General features: G+C 58.1%; 15 protein-coding genes. 8 read left to right on the top strand and 7 right to left on the bottom strand.

Annotated features, from left to right (window positions below; all coding sequences use genetic code 11):
* Nucleotides 1-21: 21 nt before the first annotated feature.
* Nucleotides 22-1,629, top strand: a complete 1,608-nt coding sequence (locus ACYVDM_RS09585; RefSeq protein ID WP_415786430.1) for a glycerol-3-phosphate dehydrogenase/oxidase — start codon at nt 22-24, stop codon at nt 1,627-1,629.
* Nucleotides 1,630-1,727: 98 nt separating this feature from the next.
* Here ACYVDM_RS09585 and ACYVDM_RS09580 read toward each other — a convergent pair whose 3' ends face one another.
* From ACYVDM_RS09580 to ACYVDM_RS09570, 3 genes are all read right to left on the bottom strand, one after another.
* Entirely contained in the window at nt 1,728-3,824 is a 2,097-nt protein-coding gene (locus tag ACYVDM_RS09580) for an ankyrin repeat domain-containing protein (RefSeq protein WP_415786432.1), read from the bottom strand.
* A 280-nt stretch (nt 3,825-4,104) separates the two neighbouring features.
* Nucleotides 4,105-5,052 carry an ankyrin repeat domain-containing protein gene (locus ACYVDM_RS09575; RefSeq protein ID WP_415786434.1) on the bottom strand — a complete coding sequence of 316 codons (948 nt, stop codon included), beginning with the start codon at nt 5,050-5,052 and terminating at the stop codon, nt 4,105-4,107.
* Nucleotides 5,052-6,131, bottom strand: a complete 1,080-nt coding sequence (locus tag ACYVDM_RS09570; RefSeq protein WP_415786436.1) for an ankyrin repeat domain-containing protein — start codon at nt 6,129-6,131, stop codon at nt 5,052-5,054. The genes ACYVDM_RS09575 and ACYVDM_RS09570 overlap by 1 nt, the downstream gene beginning before the upstream one ends.
* 144 nt (nt 6,132-6,275) lie before the next feature.
* Between ACYVDM_RS09570 and ACYVDM_RS09565 the strand changes: the two genes are divergently transcribed.
* Nucleotides 6,276-7,097, top strand: coding sequence for an NRDE family protein (locus ACYVDM_RS09565; RefSeq protein WP_415786438.1), 822 nt, complete (start codon nt 6,276-6,278; stop codon nt 7,095-7,097).
* A gap of 47 nt (nt 7,098-7,144) precedes the next feature.
* On the opposite strand, the gene ACYVDM_RS09560 is transcribed toward ACYVDM_RS09565, so the two are convergent.
* Complete coding sequence (locus ACYVDM_RS09560) at nt 7,145-8,206, bottom strand: ankyrin repeat domain-containing protein (protein WP_415786440.1); 1,062 nt, start codon at nt 8,204-8,206, stop codon at nt 7,145-7,147.
* Nucleotides 8,207-8,368: 162 nt separating this feature from the next.
* Nucleotides 8,369-8,785, bottom strand: a complete 417-nt coding sequence (arfB, locus tag ACYVDM_RS09555; RefSeq protein ID WP_415786442.1) for an alternative ribosome rescue aminoacyl-tRNA hydrolase ArfB — start codon at nt 8,783-8,785, stop codon at nt 8,369-8,371.
* Nucleotides 8,786-8,960: 175 nt separating this feature from the next.
* Here arfB and queE point away from each other — a divergent pair, with 175 nt between their 5' ends.
* Together queE and queD are read left to right on the top strand one after the other, a co-directional pair.
* Nucleotides 8,961-9,593: a 7-carboxy-7-deazaguanine synthase gene (gene queE / locus ACYVDM_RS09550; protein WP_415786444.1), complete on the top strand. Its 633-nt coding sequence runs from the start codon at nt 8,961-8,963 to the stop codon at nt 9,591-9,593.
* A 31-nt stretch (nt 9,594-9,624) separates the two neighbouring features.
* Complete coding sequence (queD, locus tag ACYVDM_RS09545) at nt 9,625-10,068, top strand: 6-carboxytetrahydropterin synthase QueD (protein ID WP_415786446.1); 444 nt, start codon at nt 9,625-9,627, stop codon at nt 10,066-10,068.
* A 96-nt stretch (nt 10,069-10,164) separates the two neighbouring features.
* Here queD and ACYVDM_RS09540 read toward each other — a convergent pair whose 3' ends face one another.
* Both ACYVDM_RS09540 and ACYVDM_RS09535 read right to left on the bottom strand, forming a co-directional pair.
* Nucleotides 10,165-11,250, bottom strand: a complete 1,086-nt coding sequence (locus ACYVDM_RS09540; protein WP_415786448.1) for a TRAP transporter substrate-binding protein — start codon at nt 11,248-11,250, stop codon at nt 10,165-10,167.
* Between the two features lie 13 nt (nt 11,251-11,263).
* Nucleotides 11,264-12,052: an aldolase gene (locus ACYVDM_RS09535; protein ID WP_415786450.1), complete on the bottom strand. Its 789-nt coding sequence runs from the start codon at nt 12,050-12,052 to the stop codon at nt 11,264-11,266.
* 267 nt (nt 12,053-12,319) lie between these two features.
* Here ACYVDM_RS09535 and ACYVDM_RS09530 point away from each other — a divergent pair, with 267 nt between their 5' ends.
* From ACYVDM_RS09530 to ACYVDM_RS09515, 4 genes are all read left to right on the top strand, one after another.
* On the top strand, nt 12,320-12,916 hold the full coding sequence (locus ACYVDM_RS09530; RefSeq protein ID WP_415786452.1) for a helix-turn-helix domain-containing protein: 597 nt from the start codon (nt 12,320-12,322) through the stop codon (nt 12,914-12,916).
* 140 nt (nt 12,917-13,056) lie between these two features.
* A complete protein-coding gene (locus ACYVDM_RS09525; RefSeq protein WP_415786454.1) occupies nt 13,057-13,533 on the top strand; it encodes a MarR family winged helix-turn-helix transcriptional regulator in 477 nt (158 codons plus the stop codon).
* Nucleotides 13,530-15,584 carry an FUSC family protein gene (locus ACYVDM_RS09520; RefSeq protein WP_415786456.1) on the top strand — a complete coding sequence of 685 codons (2,055 nt, stop codon included), beginning with the start codon at nt 13,530-13,532 and terminating at the stop codon, nt 15,582-15,584. Before ACYVDM_RS09525 ends, ACYVDM_RS09520 begins: the two co-directional genes overlap by 4 nt.
* Nucleotides 15,581-15,793 carry a DUF1656 domain-containing protein gene (locus tag ACYVDM_RS09515; protein ID WP_415786458.1) on the top strand — a complete coding sequence of 71 codons (213 nt, stop codon included), beginning with the start codon at nt 15,581-15,583 and terminating at the stop codon, nt 15,791-15,793. Before ACYVDM_RS09520 ends, ACYVDM_RS09515 begins: the two co-directional genes overlap by 4 nt.
* Nucleotides 15,794-15,795 lie beyond the last annotated feature (2 nt).

The following is a 15,795-nucleotide window of genomic DNA, read 5'->3' as shown; positions in this document are numbered from 1 at the left end:
TCCTTCCTCTTATCAAGCACCATGAACTCGACGCCCGTTCCTAAGCCCATCCCCAACCGCCATACCCTGCTCAACACCATGAATGACCGCGCGGTCTGGGACGTCGTCGTGATCGGTGGTGGCGCAACCGGCCTGGGCACTGCGGTCGATGCCGCAGCACGCGGCTACCGCACCTTGCTCATCGAGGGCGAGGATTTCGCCAAGGGCACCTCCAGCAGAGCCACCAAACTGGTGCACGGCGGGGTGCGTTACCTGGCCCAGGGCAATATCAGTCTGGTGCGCGAGGCCCTGCATGAACGCGGCCTGCTCAATCGCAATGCGCCCCATTTGGCCTGGCCGCTGGGTTTCGTCGTGCCGGCCTATGGCTTGTTTGATCAGCCGTTCTATGGGGTCGGCTTAAAGATGTACGACCTGCTGGCCGGCAAGCTCAACCTGTCGCCCAGCCGCTGGTTGTCAAAAGACGAAACACTGGCGCACGCCAGCACCGTTGCCCCTACCGTGGGAGGGCGAAATCTGCGTGGCGGCGTGCTGTACTACGACGGTCAGTTCGACGATGCGCGATTGGCGACGGCGCTCATGCGTACGCTATTCGATCTGGGCGGCACGGCCATCAATTATGTCCGCGCAACGGGCTTGATACGCAGCAACGGCAAAAGCGCCATCGAAGGCGTCATCGCACAAGACACGTTCAGCGGCACGGAATACCCCTTGCATGCGCGCTGCGTCGTCAACGCCACGGGCGTATGGGTCGATGCCGTGCGCCGCATGGATGACGCCCAAGCCCAAACCATGGTCGCGCCCAGCCAGGGCGTGCACCTGACGCTGCCACGCGATTTCCTGCCGGGCGACAAAGCCATCCTGGTCCCCAAAACTGACGACGGGCGCGTGCTCTTTGTCGTGCCATGGAACGGTCACACGATTGTGGGCACCACCGATACGCCGCGCGACGACTTGCCCCTGGAGCCGAATGCGTCGGACGCTGACGTGGATTTCATTTTGCAAACGGCGGCCCGCTACTTGAGCCGCAAGCCGACACGCGCGGACGTGACCAGTGTCTGGGCGGGCCTGCGCCCACTAGTCAAGGCCCCAAGCGACACCGCCACGAAAACCCTGTCGCGCGAACACACGGTTGTAGTCTCGAACTCGGGCCTGGTCACCGTCACGGGCGGCAAATGGACGACCTATCGCAGGATGGCGCAGGACGTCATCGACATCGCCATTACCCACCAGCTCTTGCCACAGGCCCATTGCCGCACTGCGGATCTGCCGCTGCATGGCGCCGGCCCTGTAGGTGCGCCAGGCGCCCCTGCCCGTGGTACGCCCGACAGCTATTACGGCACCGATCTGCCGGCATTGCGCGCCCTGCCCGGCATCGAACACATCCTGGTCAAGGCCAGCGGCCTGACCGAAGCCCATGTGCGCTTTGCCGCCCGGCATGAGCTAGCCCGCAATGTCGAAGACGTCCTGGCCCGCCGTAATCGCGCGCTGTTCCTGGATAGTGAATCCGCCATCCTGGCCGCCCCCGAGGTGGCACGGATATTGGCCGAGGAGCTCGGCCTGGATGCCAACTGGCAACGTGCCACACTGGAGGCGTTTGAAAAAACCGCGGCGCATTATCGGCTCAGGTGATCGGGTACCAAAGCACCAAAGCGGCCCTCGCGAGGGCCGCGTCAGAGACTGATGAAATCCTCGGTACGATCAGGTTGGATGCCTCTGCGGATTTCACATTACCCTCGTGAATCACTCGCGAAACCGGTGACGTGTAAGCCCAGTCGAACACGCTGCGCCTGGTCGAAGCCCCACTGTGGATACAACTTCTCAAGGACTTTTTCGTCCATAGCCTCGAGTCGGGCACCGGCCTCGAACAGCCTATCGAACGTCGCCTTGAATGCGGTGGAATGCCACCCGTAGCTGCTTTGATTATCACTGAGGTGAAACATCACCGTACGCCCCTCGTTATCACGCGCGTTGACATCTGCAGCGTTGGAAAGCAGGACTTCTACCGCGTCAGGGTTTCCGCTCTGAATGGCGTGTACCAAGGGGCTAAAGCCGTTAACGTCTTGCGCATTCACATCGGCGCCGCTCTCGCAAAGCGATCTGACACCTTCGTCGTCGCCTTGCCTTGCCGCAAGGTGCAGCAGTGTGCGCCCCTCGTTATCTGCCAACCTGATATCGGCTCCCATGCTGATTAAGTGTTCTACCATACCCTTATTGCTAGCGTCATAGGCTGCCATCACTGCTGTCCGCCCGTCCTCATCACGCGCGTTTACATTGGCCCCGTGTGTGCACAGCAGGTCGACAAGCTCCTCATCGTCGTCCTGTACTGCCAAGCTGAGCGGGGTCTGTCCGGCATGGTTCGCCAACGAGGCATTCGCGTGCCCTGTTTTGATGAGAATTTCTGCGATCTTGAGGTAACCGCGGTTGATCGCAACGATCAACGCCGTGTTTCCGTTGCGGTCTTGTCCATTCACGATCTGGCTTGCATCGCCCCTAAGCAAGTCCTCCACCTCAGACATCTTCTTCGCCATCGTCGCCCGAACGAGCGGGGGGGACGTATCGTAGTGGCCTATATTTCGGCTCTCTACGAACAGAGCCCAAGGGATCTTCTGGGACGGATCTGGTGCGTCAGTTTCTGACGAGAGGACGTCCAACGACGTCTTCGCTTCGTCATCGAGCCTCGCGTCTATCGCCTGGTGCAACAATGACGGGTCGTGGTTTCTTGGCAAGGAAATCAATTGGTCAGTGTGCTCCTGATGATCTGGCACGTCAGGTTCTGACAAGAGGACGTCCAACGACTCCTCTGCTTCGCTATCGGGCTCCGCGTTTACCGCAAAGTCGAAGAATGGCGGGTCTTGTTGTTGCGACACGGCAATCGATGGGTCAGCGCGCTCATGGTCAAGCGCATTCATATCGGCGCCGTGAGCGTGAGGCTCGGCGATCAGGTTCCGGTCGCCGGCCTTTACCGCAACCTGCAGCGGTGTGTCTCCCTGGTCATTCAGCGTCTCGATATTGGCGTCCGGGTTCTTGAGCAAGTCTTTTGCAGCCTGTACATCGTCGCGCAGTTTGACTGCCATCGATGCTGCCTGCTCATGCTTGGCCAGCGCGCTTACACCGGCCCGGCTTGCGCGAAACGCATCGGTAACCAGGGCGAGAAGTTCTGGATCCGCCCGCTCTCTTGCCAAGCTGAGCGCGGTCTCTCCGGCACGGTTCGCCAACAAGACATTCGCTTGTCCTTCAGTGATCAGCACTTTCGCGATGTCGAAATAACCCCGGCGGACCGCCGCCATCAACGCCGTATTTCCCATCTTGTCTTGCACGTCTACGCTCTGGATTGCGCCGGCCCCAAACAAGGACTTCACCAGATCCACAATCCCCGTCATCGCCGCCCAGATGAGTGCGGTGCACCCTCTGGCATCCGTCGCGTGGGGGGAGGCGCCAGCACTCGCCAGCGTCTTGACCATTTCTATGTTCTCCCTTTCAACGGCGAGAATCAAAGGGGTCTTTCCGAACCGATCAGGCGCGTCAATTTCTGACGGGATGAGCTCCAACAACGTCTTTGCAACTTCATTGAGCCCCGCTTTTATCGCCTCGCCCAATAATGGCGGGTCTTGTTGTTTCAACGTCGCAATCAATTGATCTGAGCAGTTTCTAGAAAGGACACCGATTTCGGCTGCGATACTATGGTCTATTGCCCGCATTGTCTCGGACTGAGTCTCGGCGCCACTCAGTTGCGTGACTCTGGCGATGACATTGTTGATTTCACTCTGTGCTTTGTCGTCGTGCGTTCCTGACACGAAACGGCTCACATAGCTGATCGGATTCATAAAACATCCTTATCTGGGATCGATTGCAAATTTGAGGGGATGTTGTTCTCGCCCGGGATGCTATGGACGAATCATGCTTTGTCCCGTTGTCCCGGACAGGAGACAATCGGGGTCAACGATGATGTATGTCACCGGACCAAGCTGAATTGGTCATGACAGCCTCCGCTCAGCTTGTGATGCTCATCGTAGGTAACAGAGAAAACCGTTTCGTTCCCGCTTTTTACCCATACGCAGCTTGCGTCTGGCCACTCATCGGGCCGGACTCATGCAATAGCAACAATTACATAGCCGTTGTGTCGCCCATAGCACGAAGAGCGGCGACGCCCAGACACGCGAATGCGCGCTCATATTGCCCGTCGCTAAACGATTCTTTACAAGCAACTAAATAATACGGAATCGTACGCTTGTCGCGATCACGCACGTTGGCGTCCGCCCCATTGAGCACCAAGGCGACGATCATTTTGAGGTTTCCCGCCTGGATGGCGCGTATCAAGGGACTAAAGCCTTCAGGGTCTGGCGCATTCACATCGGCGCCGCTTGAGCAAAGCGGGCCGATAAGATCTGTATCCCCCCGTCCTGTTGCCAAGCTGAGCGCGGTATCTCCGGCATGATTCGCCAACGAGACATTCGCGTGCCCTTCCCTGATCAGCATGGTTGCGATCTCGAGGTGGCCCCGGCTGATCGCGGCCATCAACGCGGTATTTCCCGCGTTGTCCTGCGCATCCACGATCTGGATTGCGCCGGCCCCAAACAAGGACTTCACAAAATCCACGATCCCCGTCATCGCCGCCCAGATGAGCGCGGTGCATCCTCTGGCATCTGTCGCGTGCACGGAGGCGCCAGCCCTCAACAGTGCCTCGAAGATTGGTTTGTTACCGCTTTCTGCGGCGAGAATCAGAGGAGTTTTCCTGGACGCATCACGCCCTTCAATGTCTGACGGGACGAGTTTCAACAACGCCTTCGCGACCTCATTGAACCCCGCCTTTATCGCTTCACCCAATAATGGCGGGTCTTGTTGTTTCAACACGGCAATCAATTGGTGAGGGTGCGCTTGATAAAGAGCATCGATTTTTCCCGCAGCCTCGCTGTCTCTTTCGTGCAGTGCTTCGGACTGGGTCTCGCCGTCCAATTGTTCCTTGAGATTGGCGATGGCCTCGTTGATTCCACTCCGGTTTTTGCCGTCGTTCGTTCCATACACGAGACTGCTCACATAGCTGATCGGATTCATCAGGTTTTCTGGACGTCGATGCTGGACGCCTGGGGAACATTTACGGGTTTCTCTTTCTGCTCGATATTTAGCCCCGCTAGTTTGAGCATCTCACCGTCAAGACTATCCAAATCCAGTAGTTGACCGACCAGCGCAATATCCATGGAGTATGGTCGAGCACCCGCGTCGCGCAGTTCTTTGACAGTCTCACGATTGTTGCTAGAAATCGCATGAAACAAGGCGGTACGTCCCTGCTTATCTTTCATATCGATATCGATATTCTCTTCTTTCATGTACTCAATCAGGAAACGCACGGCTTCCGTGTTACCTGACCGGGAGGCCAGCGCTATCGGCGTGAGACCCTCATGGTTCTGCGCACTCAGATCAGTCCCTTCGTTGTAAAGCCTGTGGGCAATACTTCTATTGAAAGCCGGCTGGCTCGCCATCAGGCCCAAGGCCGTGTCTCCATCTTTGTTGGTCAGCGTGACATTCGCTTTGGCGTTATTAAGCAATTCGTATATCAGCGATATGCTTGATTCGAGACCCTCGCTGCCTCTGGTGTGATCCTTCATATTCATAACGGCAAACATCAGCGCAGTGTTCCCGCCTTTATCTTGTACATCCACGCTAGGAATGGCCCCCGCACCCAACAGGGATCGCACCAGCTCCACAATGCCGCTCAAGACCGCCCACATGAGCGCGGTACATCCTGTGGCGTCTACCTTCTGCATATCCGCGTTGCCTGATAACAGTTCCCGGACGAGATACTCGCTGCCTTGCTTGGCCGCAAGCATCGACGGCGTAAGCCCATCGCTATTTGGGGTATCGATCTCGAACGGGATTATTTTCAGCAGCGTCGACACCGCGGACTCAAGGTTCTTTTCCACGGCTTCGCACAGTGGCGGAGTTTCTCGCCGTTTCAGCGCCGCGATCACTTCATCGGGGTGCTCTTCAAACATCTCATCGATGCTCGACACATACTCCTCGTCAAACAGATACTTTATAGCCTTGTTTATGTCCTCCTCTAGCTCCTGATTTTGCTGATCGTTGTTTCCAACAACATAGTTATACGCGGCTCGAACGGGATTGAAACTCGTCATGACGACCTCTATTTAAGGTGTGATAGTCATCGTAGGTAACACCGCATAGGGTTTCGTTCCCGTTTTCTCCCGGGGCGCGGCTCCGCGCCTTATGATCCAGACGGCGTATCATTCATTCACTTCACCGCCAGACCGATTGCCCCCATGTGCCTCGCCGTCCTCGCTTTACACCATCTTTCCGGTGTTCCCGTCCTGATTGCGGCCAACCGCGATGAGTTTCATGAGCGTCCCACCCAGGCGGCGGCCGTCTGGCCGGGCGGCAAGCCCCAACTCTATGCGGGGCGAGATCTTCGCGCCGGCGGCACCTGGATGGGCGTGGACGAGCGAGGCCGTTACGCCCTCGTCACCAATTTTCGTGATCCGCAAAATCTGCTGACCGATGCCCCGTCGCGGGGCGCACTGGTCGAGGCCTATCTGCGCGGCGACGCCCGTCCGGCGGACTATCTCGCAGACGTGCATACCCGCGCGGCGCGCTACAACGGTTTCAACCTGATCGTGGGCGACACGGCCAGCGCCGGCTACCTGAGCAATTACGATGGCGCGCCCCGCGCACTGCCGCCCGGCATCTACGCACTGTCGAATCACTTGCTGGATACGCCCTGGCCCAAGCTCATGCGCCTGAAGGCCGGATTCGAACGCGTCTTGCAAGCCTCGCCACAGCCCAATTTACCTGCCCTCTACGAGGCCCTGGCCGATAGCACGCCCGCGGCGGACGACGAGCTGCCCCACACCGGCATCCCGCTCGAACGAGAACGCCTGCTCAGCAGTCCCTTTATCGTCAGTCCCAACTACGGCACGCGCGCATCAAGCGTGCTGGCCCTGCACGCCGATGGCCGTGGCGAACTGCATGAACGCCGCTTTAGTCCCGAGGGTGTGGTGATAGGGGATAGTGACTTGGCGTTTGCATGGCAACGTGCCACGCTGGAGGCGTCCGAAAGAACGGCGGCGCATGATCGGCTGAAATGATGCGGTACCTGCGGCCCCCTGGCAGGGGCCGCGTCAGCGGGGATCAATTAGGTGTTCGACGCGTCGATACTCGGGGTTTTATCCCCCAGTCCGTTACCGTCCGTTGCGCGTTGGAGCCGACCTATTTCATCAGCGCCAACCCTCTTTCCCAATTCGCCGATCGCTTTCTCATCCATTGACAGGAGATCAGCGCCAGCGTGGACCAGTTGTTTCGCAATATCCGCGTTTCCGTCGACAGTCGCATAATACAGAGCGGTACGGCCCCGATTATCTTTCATATCGATATCGATACCTTCTTTTTGCATGTGCTCAATCAGGAAACGCACGGCTTCCGCGTTACCTGACCGGGATGCCAGCACTATCGGCGCGCGACCCTTATGGTTCTGCGCACTTAGGTCAGCCCCTTCCGTGTAAAGCGAGTAGGCAACACGTCTACTAAAAGCCGGCTGGCTCGCCATCAGACCCAAGGCCGTGTCTCCAGCTTTGTTGGCCAGCGTGACATTCACTTTTCCGCTGTCAAGCAGCGCCCTTGCCGTCATCTCGGCTTTCAAGAAATCGTCGCTGCCGCTCTCCTTCATATTCATAACGGCAAGCATCAGCGCGGTGTTCCCGTCTTTATTTTGTACATCCACACTCGAAATGGCCCCCGCACCCGCGCCCAACAGGGATCGGACCAGCTCCACAATGCCGCTCAAGACCGCCCACATGAGCGCGGTACATCCTGTGGCGTCTACCTTCTGCATATCCGCACCACCCGATAATAGTGCCCGGACGAGACTGTCGCTGCCTTGCTTGGCCGCAAGCATCGACGGCGTAAACCCCTCGCTATTTGGGGTATCGATCTCGGACGGGATTATTTTCAGTAACTCCGGCACCATGCGTACAAGGTTCTTCTTCACGGCTTCGCACAGTGGCGGAGTTTCTCGCTGTTTCAGCGCCGCGATCACCTCATCGGGGAACTTTTTAAACAACTCATTGAGGTCGCTCGCACTATTATTAAACAGCTCCGATATAGCGTCGTTTATTTTCTCCGCTATCTCCTGATTTTGCTGATCACTGAACCCTACAACATAGTTGTAGGCGGCTCGAACGGGATTGAAACTCGTCATGACGATCTCTATTTAAAGTGTGATAGTCATCGTAGGTAACACCGCATAGGGTTTCGTTCCCGTTCGCCCGCCGGGGCGCGGCGAACTGCTTGAACGCCGCTTTGATCACGAGGGTGTGGCGATATGTGACTTGGCGTTTGCCTGGCAAGCACGAGCGAACGCTCAGCCGTCCGTCACTTTTCCCCGCAAACGCTTGACCTCCCCATGCTGCACCTTTCCTTGCACGCGGCGGCGCTGCGACGCGCGGGTGGGCCGTGTCGGCCGCCGCAGCTTGACGGGTTGCGCTACCGTACGCACCATTTCCGCCAGTCGCTCCAGGGCCTCGGCGCGGTTTTTTTCCTGACTGCGAAACGCCTGCGCCTTGATCACGATAATGCCGTCTTTGGACACCCGTCTGTCGGCCAGCTCACACAACGCGTCTTTAATGTGATCGGGCAAGCTGGACGCGCGCACATCAAATCGCAGATGCACCGCGCTGGATACCTTGTTGACGTTCTGTCCGCCCGCGCCCTGCGCGCGAATCATGCCGAACTCGATATCGCGTTCGTCCAGATAGAGGTCGTCTTGAATGTGATACATAGCTGAATCGCCTGTTTACGCCAGGCCGCTAAAGCGCTTCAATGCCTGAAAACTTTGTGAATTATGCTTCACAATCCCTCGCCAAACCGGTTACCGAGGCTCATTTTTTCCCCTAACACCGCTAACCCGTAAAATGACGGGTTTACCTAGTCGATTCGACACTGTCGCCCCCCGCATGACCTATTCCGCCAAAGAAATCTTCAAAACCCTGCAAGGCGAAGGCGCCCAAGCAGGCCGCGCCGCTGTATTCTGCCGATTTGCGGGATGCAATTTATGGTCGGGCCGTGAGGCAGACCGAGCGAGCGCCGCCTGTACATTCTGTGATACCGATTTTATCGGGACGAATGGATCGGGTGGAGGCAAATTTGCCACGGCGACCCTGCTGGCGGACACCATCGCGGCGACCTGGGGACCCGGCACCCAGGACCGCTATGTCGTCTTCACGGGTGGCGAGCCGCTGCTGCAACTCGACACCGAATTACTGCAAGCGGTGCATGCGCACGGATTCACCGTCGCCATCGAAACCAATGGCACGCTGCCCCCGCCCCCGGGCATTGACTGGATCTGCGTCAGCCCCAAGGGTACGGCGCCGGTCGTCATCGAACACGGCCACGAGCTCAAGCTGGTCTATCCGCAAACCAATGCCCTGCCCGAGACCTACTCACACCTGGATTTTGAGCACTTTTTCCTGCAACCCATGGACGGGCCAGCGCGCGTGGCCAACACCGAACAAGCCGTACAGTACTGTCTGCAGCATCCGCAATGGCGGCTCAGTCTGCAAACGCATAAATACATAGGCATCCCCTGATGAAGACCCCTCACGCCCTGCGAGGTTTGCGATGATCTCCGTGACTCGCAAGCTGGAATTCGATGCCGGGCATCGCATCCCCGATCATCGCAGCCAATGCCGCAATCTGCACGGGCATCGTTATGTGCTCGAGCTCACCCTGACCGGCGATGTTGTCGATGCCCCCGGCGCATCGGATAACGGCATGGTGATGGATTTTTCCGAGATCAAATCGATCGCCAAGCAGCATATCGTCGACCCGTGGGATCACGCTTTTCTGGTGTATCGCGACGACACAGCCGTGCGCGGATTTCTGGATACGTTACCCAACCACAAAACCGTGGTGCTGGATTGCATCCCTACGGCAGAAAACCTGGCACGCGTTATTTTTCAGACACTGGCGCCACACTACCACGGCCATTACGGCACACAATTGCGCCTGGCGCGTGTGCGCTTGTATGAAACGCCCAATTGCTGGGCGGATTTTGAGAGCTAAAGCGACCCTTTTGAGCTGAGGCCGCGCGTCAGATCAGGCAAGGGCCGAGTCCGCCATTGGGTTGCAGGCTTATCAGCCCGCCCCATGGTGCTTCTCTCAGAGTCCGTTTTCGCGCGTAGCCATCAGATAGTTTTCGGCGGCGCCATCATTGACGCTGTTCCATAGCAGCTGATCCGCGCGAAAGGCTCGCCATGATGCGAGTATCTTGGCGAACGACGGGCTTTTTGCCGCGTAGTCCTCCAGCACTTGCTTGGTGGCGCTCTGCATCGCATGCATGACTTCGGGTGGCCAGGCTTTCAGTTTGACACCCTGCCCCACCAGGCGCTTGAGGGCCACGATATTGTTTGCATCGTATTTGGCCAGCAAATCATCTGCGGCGGTCGCGCACGCGGCACGTAATGCCTCTTGATAGCGCGGGGGCAATTTCGCCCAGCTATCTTGGTTGATCGTCAAACTCAGGCTTGCCCCGAGCTCTAAAACACCGGGGCCGTAGTAGTAGCTGGCCACCTTGGAGAACCCCAGTTTCTCGTCGTCATAGGGCCCGACAAACTCGACAGCATCCAGTGCGCCTTTTTCCAGCGAAGGGTAGATGTCGCTGCCCGCCACTTGCTGAGGGATGGCGCCGAGCTTTTCGTACACCATACTCAGCAGTCCGGGGGTGCGAATCCGTAGCCCTTTCAAATCGTCTATCGACTTGATCTCCTTGCGAAACCACCCGCCCATCTGTGCCCCGGTGTTACCGCAAGGAATCGACAGCGCATTAAATCGGGCATACAGATCGTCCATCAATGCCCCGCCGCCGCCATGCAGCAGCCATGCCGTATGCTGGCGCGGCGTCAACCCAAACGGCACGCCGGTATCAAAAACGAGTGCGGGTTCTTTACCCAAATAATAAAAACCCGCTGTATGCCCACACTCTGTCGTGCCGTTTTGCACCGCGTCCAGGACTTGCAGCGGCGGCACTAATTCTCCCGCGGAAAACGGTCGGATCGTAAACTTGCCGTCGGTCAATACCGACACGCGTTCAGTCAGGTACTCGGCCGCGCCCCATACCGTATCCAGGGACCGCGGAAAACTACTGGGCATGCGCCAATTAATGGTGGGCGCCTCTTGCGCGACGACGGGCGCGGATAGCAGGGCCCCACCCGCTCCTGCCAAAGTAAGGAAACGGCGGCGTTGCATGGCAAAGCTCCTTTCAATCGATACAGTCAGGCGCCTCGCGTAATGCGCGGCGGGCAAAGTAAGAGAACGTCAGTTCCAGAATCTTGGGCTTGACCAGGAAATCATGTGACTCGCGCGCTAATTCACTGGGGACGGGATTAACCGGCCCAATGGCTCGCGCACGCAACTGCAACGCCGCCACCTGCTCTAGCCATATCGCCATGACCGTGGCTTCCTCAACGGATTTACCCGCGGTCAGCATGCCGTGATTGGCCAGCAAAATGGCCCGCTTGTTGCCCAACGCGGCTGAAATGATTTCGCCTTCGTCATCGCCAATCGGCAAGCCGGGCCACTGCGCCAAATAGGCACAATCGTCAAAAAACGGTGTGGCATCCATATGCGCCACCACCAACGGCTCGCCCACCATCGACAAGGCCGACACGGCGGGAGGATGCGTATGCACAATGCACTGCACTTCGGGACGATGCCTGTAAATCCAGGCATGAAAACGATTTGCCGGATTGGGCAGCGATTTGCCATCCAGCGCATTGATGTCTTCGTCGATCAAAATCAGTTCGCTGGCACGCGCTTCGTCAGCGCCGATACCAAAAGGCAGCGTCCAGATCGTGCCCGGCTCGTCGCCTCGCGCGGTGATCTGGCCCGCCAGGCCGCCGTGCCAGTGCCCCTGTGCGGCCAGCATCCGGCAGGCTAGCGCCATTTTCTGCGCAGAGGTCCAGTTCGTGGTCGAAGCCGCCCGCTCATCGATCTCGCGATCGACACGGTTGCGCAGGGCTTCTTTATCTTGCGAAGCGTAATTTGACATCGTGATACCCATTTTCTATCGCTATATCTGCAGATTGCAGCCGTCCTGAAAATCGGCCCACACGCCTGCAGCGTAATACGTTTCGGCAAGCTGCTTCTCTTGCCTTGTTTTTGCCCATTGGACAACATGTTGCCCAAAGTACAAATAATTGCCCGCTTAGGCAACAGGGAAAAACCCTCAGGCGTGCCCTGTGGTCCCATTCAAACTGTGAGGCCCTTCAAAAAGTGGCATCATCCGGTTTTCGTCCGTGATATCCGCTGTCTGTCCATGCGATCCAAACAACCACCTTTAGCCCCCCAGACGCTCGATGCCCAACAAGTCGGCCTGCGCATACGGGCGACGCGCCGCAAACATAAATTGACGTTGACCGCGCTATCGGCGCAAACCGGCCTGGACAAGGGTTTTCTTTCACGGCTGGAGCGAGGCGAGAAATTCGGCTCAGTCGGTACGCTGCATACCGTGGCGGCTGCGCTCGGGACGCCACTTTCCGCCCTGCTGGGCGAAGCCGATCCAAAAGACGAAATCCATATCGTGCGCGCGGGCGAACGACACCGGCTCAGTTCATCAGACAACGAGCCAGGTGAACATGCCTATGAAGCCATCACGACGGGCGCAAACAACAGCGGTCTATCCGTCATGGTGGTCGAAGTCGGTACCCATGGCGAACGGACCGTGGCCCATCATGGCGGCGATGAGTTGATCTTCGTGCTCGAGGGCCGTGTGCGGGTGCATTTTGGCGAGCACACGGTATTGCTGGAGCGCGACGATAGCGTGCGCTTTCCGGGTTATCTGCCACATAGCCTATGTGCCGAGGGCCGCAAAAAGGCCCGTGCACTCATCATCATCGCCAGCGATCAAGCCTGAGCCGCTGTCTGATGATTGCGTAGTCGATGACCGCGATATCCACCCCGTACACCACGTTTCACTGACGGGTTGACGATGCCAATCCCTGAAAGTCGTTACCCATATTGATAGGATGCTATTAAATAGCTTACAATCGATCTATGCCTTCACATTCTGATTTCGATCTCATGGCCACCACAGCGAGCCTGATGGTGCTGTCTCGCGCTTACCGTAGCGCGGCCGATGATGCGCTGTCTGAATACGGCCTGTCGCAGGCGACGGCCTGGCCTGTCATCTTCGTCGGCCGTCTGGGCGATGGCGTACGCCAGGGCGCGCTGGCCGAGGCGCTCGGCGTCGAAGGCCCTTCACTGGTTCGCGTGCTGGATCACCTCGTTTCATCAGGCTTGATCGAACGCCGCGAGGCCCCCGGTGATCGCCGCGCTCGCACGATCCACTTGACGCCAGATGGACATGCCCTGCGCGAGACAGTCGAGGGGGTGCTGATCAAACTACGCCGCAAAATTTTCAAAGACATCAACCACGACGATCTGCAGGCTTGCATGCGGGTCTTCAACACCCTCAAAACATCGTTGGGCCGTCATGACGCAGTCCCTCTTCAAGAAGACCCACGGCCATGAAGTTTCCTGATGGCAACGAGATTCTTTTCTCGCTCAAGTGCTACATAGGCGCCATTACGGCGCTTTATCTTTCGTACTCCATCGGATTGTCCCGCCCATTCTGGGCGATGACGACAGCTTATGTCGTGGCTCAGCCGTGGGCCGGCGCCGTGCGGTCCAAGGCCGTTTTCCGGCTGGGCGGCACTTTTTTTGGCAGCGCCGTCGTGGTGTATCTGGTGCCGCGCCTCGCTAACCAGCCGGTATTAATGGTGCTGGCCATGTCGCTCTGGATCGGCGTGTGCCTGTATATCTCGGTGCTGGACCGTACGCCGCGCTCGTATCTGTTCATGTTGGCAGGCTATACCGCCGCCATGATCGGCTTTCCAAGCGTGACGTCTCCCATGACAGTGTTCGATACGGCTTTGGCCCGGGTCGAGGAAATTTCTTTAGGCATTGTGTGTGCCACGCTGGCACATAGTTTGATTTTCCCGCGCGGGATTGCCGGCCCCTTGATGGCACGTTTAGATGCCACCATGCGTGATGCGCGCAACTGGGTCCACGATATTCTGACCAATCGCGAGACCGTGTCGCGCGGCAAAGAGCGCCGCGTCCTGGCCGAGGATCTGTCCCAACTGCGTATGCTCGCCACTCATGTGCCATTCGATACGGGCAATATCCGTTGGACGTCGAGCGCGGTGCGCGCGATGCAAGACCAAATCGCCGCCTTGACGCCGCTAGTGTCGGCAGTCGATGACCGCTTGCACGCGCTGCAAAAGGACGGGCGCTCGTTGCCGGAGACCGTCGAGACTATTTTGCGAGATATCGCGGCGTGGATCGATGCCGGGCCCAAGGCCGAACGCACGCAAGCTCACACACTGCGCGAGGCGTTGACAGAGCTGGCCCCCGAGATCAACCCTGCCGCCGATTGGCATGGTGTGCTGATGGTCAGTCTGGTCAATCGTTTACGTGAGCTGGTCGACGGCTATGATCGCTGTCTGGCGCTGCGGCATGACATTCGTGATGGCCTGGCGGGTACGCCGCGCCAATCCGGCCGCCCTGCCCGCTTGAGGTTCGGCGCTGTCATGCACCGTGATCATGGTTTGGCATTATGGTCGGCGCTGGCCGCTGGCCTGGCCGTATCAATCTGCTGCGTTTTCTGGATTCAAACATCGTGGACGAACGGCTCGACGGCCGTCATGATGGCTGCGATTTTCAGCAGTTTTTTCGCCGCGCAGGACAACCCCCTGCCCGGCATCATGCAGTTTCTGACTTACACCGTTTACTCGATACCGATCTCAGCGCTGTATTTACTGGGAATCTTGCCAGCGGTGCACTCATTTGAAATGCTGGTGCTGACCATGGCGCCTGTTTCTCTGGTGCTTGGCGTATTGATTGCCCGTCCGGCTTATACCCTTAAGGCCATGGCATTGCTATTTGGCTTTCTGGGCACGCTCGCGCTGCACGATACGAACACGGCTGATCTGGTGTCGTTTATCGACACGATGACTGCGCAAATCATAGGTGTGACAACGGCGGCCATCACTGCCGCGATCTTTCGCACGATGAGTGCGGACCACAGCGCGCGCCGAATCCAAGCCGCCAACTGGAAAGAGCTGGCGGCGCTGGCGGGTGCCAGCCAAGTCCCGTCACGCTCGGACTATGCGTCCCGGATGTTGGACCGTATCGGCATGCTGCAGCCTCGCTTGTCTCTCGCCAAACGAGCCGATGATCATTTGGCCGATGACGCATTGAAAGACTTGCGCGTGGGCAACGATATTGCCGAGCTGCAACGCGCGCGCCGTATTTTTCCCGCCATCGACGCCACGGTACGCCCGGTATTGAAAGGCTTGGCGGATTTTTTCCGGCAACGCGCGACACAGCAACGCAAGCCCTCCGATTTTCCTAACTTGCTCGAGAACATTGACCGAGCCTTGGCCCGCGCCACAGCATCGCCCGGCACCTTGGTGGCACGTGAACGCGCCGTCGTGGCGCTGGTCGGAATCCGGCGTGCCTTGTTCCCCGAAGCCCCTGACTATCAATCCGGTATTTTGCTGCCGGTCCATGCATCATGATCGGCGAATTTAATCTTTACGGCATTTATTTCCCTTGGCCATTGGTGCTGGGGATGATCACGCTAGGTGTGGCCTGGGCCGTACGGCGTGTGTTGGCGCGCATCGGTTTTTATCGAATCGTCTGGCACCCGGCCCTGTTCGATGTGGCGCTCTATGTCGTCCTGTTGTACGGCGTGTATCTGATTTCACCTTATATCTTTAAGAAGTAGCA

This window comes from Bordetella tumulicola (genome assembly GCF_054779135.1).
Note: the sequence above shows the minus strand (reverse complement) of the source record. Positions and strands in the feature narration are given on the sequence as shown.

Coding starts and splice junctions, on each gene's coding strand:
- ACYVDM_RS09585 (WP_415786430.1), top strand. CDS start 22: ATGAACTCGACGCCCGTTCCTAAGCCCATCCCCAACCGCCATACCCTG.
- ACYVDM_RS09580 (WP_415786432.1), bottom strand. CDS start 3,824: ATGAATCCGATCAGCTATGTGAGCCGTTTCGTGTCAGGAACGCACGAC.
- ACYVDM_RS09575 (WP_415786434.1), bottom strand. CDS start 5,052: ATGAATCCGATCAGCTATGTGAGCAGTCTCGTGTATGGAACGAACGAC.
- ACYVDM_RS09570 (WP_415786436.1), bottom strand. CDS start 6,131: ATGACGAGTTTCAATCCCGTTCGAGCCGCGTATAACTATGTTGTTGGA.
- ACYVDM_RS09565 (WP_415786438.1), top strand. CDS start 6,276: ATGTGCCTCGCCGTCCTCGCTTTACACCATCTTTCCGGTGTTCCCGTC.
- ACYVDM_RS09560 (WP_415786440.1), bottom strand. CDS start 8,206: ATGACGAGTTTCAATCCCGTTCGAGCCGCCTACAACTATGTTGTAGGG.
- arfB (WP_415786442.1), bottom strand. CDS start 8,785: ATGTATCACATTCAAGACGACCTCTATCTGGACGAACGCGATATCGAG.
- queE (WP_415786444.1), top strand. CDS start 8,961: ATGACCTATTCCGCCAAAGAAATCTTCAAAACCCTGCAAGGCGAAGGC.
- queD (WP_415786446.1), top strand. CDS start 9,625: ATGATCTCCGTGACTCGCAAGCTGGAATTCGATGCCGGGCATCGCATC.
- ACYVDM_RS09540 (WP_415786448.1), bottom strand. CDS start 11,250: ATGCAACGCCGCCGTTTCCTTACTTTGGCAGGAGCGGGTGGGGCCCTG.
- ACYVDM_RS09535 (WP_415786450.1), bottom strand. CDS start 12,052: ATGTCAAATTACGCTTCGCAAGATAAAGAAGCCCTGCGCAACCGTGTC.
- ACYVDM_RS09530 (WP_415786452.1), top strand. CDS start 12,320: ATGCGATCCAAACAACCACCTTTAGCCCCCCAGACGCTCGATGCCCAA.
- ACYVDM_RS09525 (WP_415786454.1), top strand. CDS start 13,057: ATGCCTTCACATTCTGATTTCGATCTCATGGCCACCACAGCGAGCCTG.
- ACYVDM_RS09520 (WP_415786456.1), top strand. CDS start 13,530: ATGAAGTTTCCTGATGGCAACGAGATTCTTTTCTCGCTCAAGTGCTAC.
- ACYVDM_RS09515 (WP_415786458.1), top strand. CDS start 15,581: ATGATCGGCGAATTTAATCTTTACGGCATTTATTTCCCTTGGCCATTG.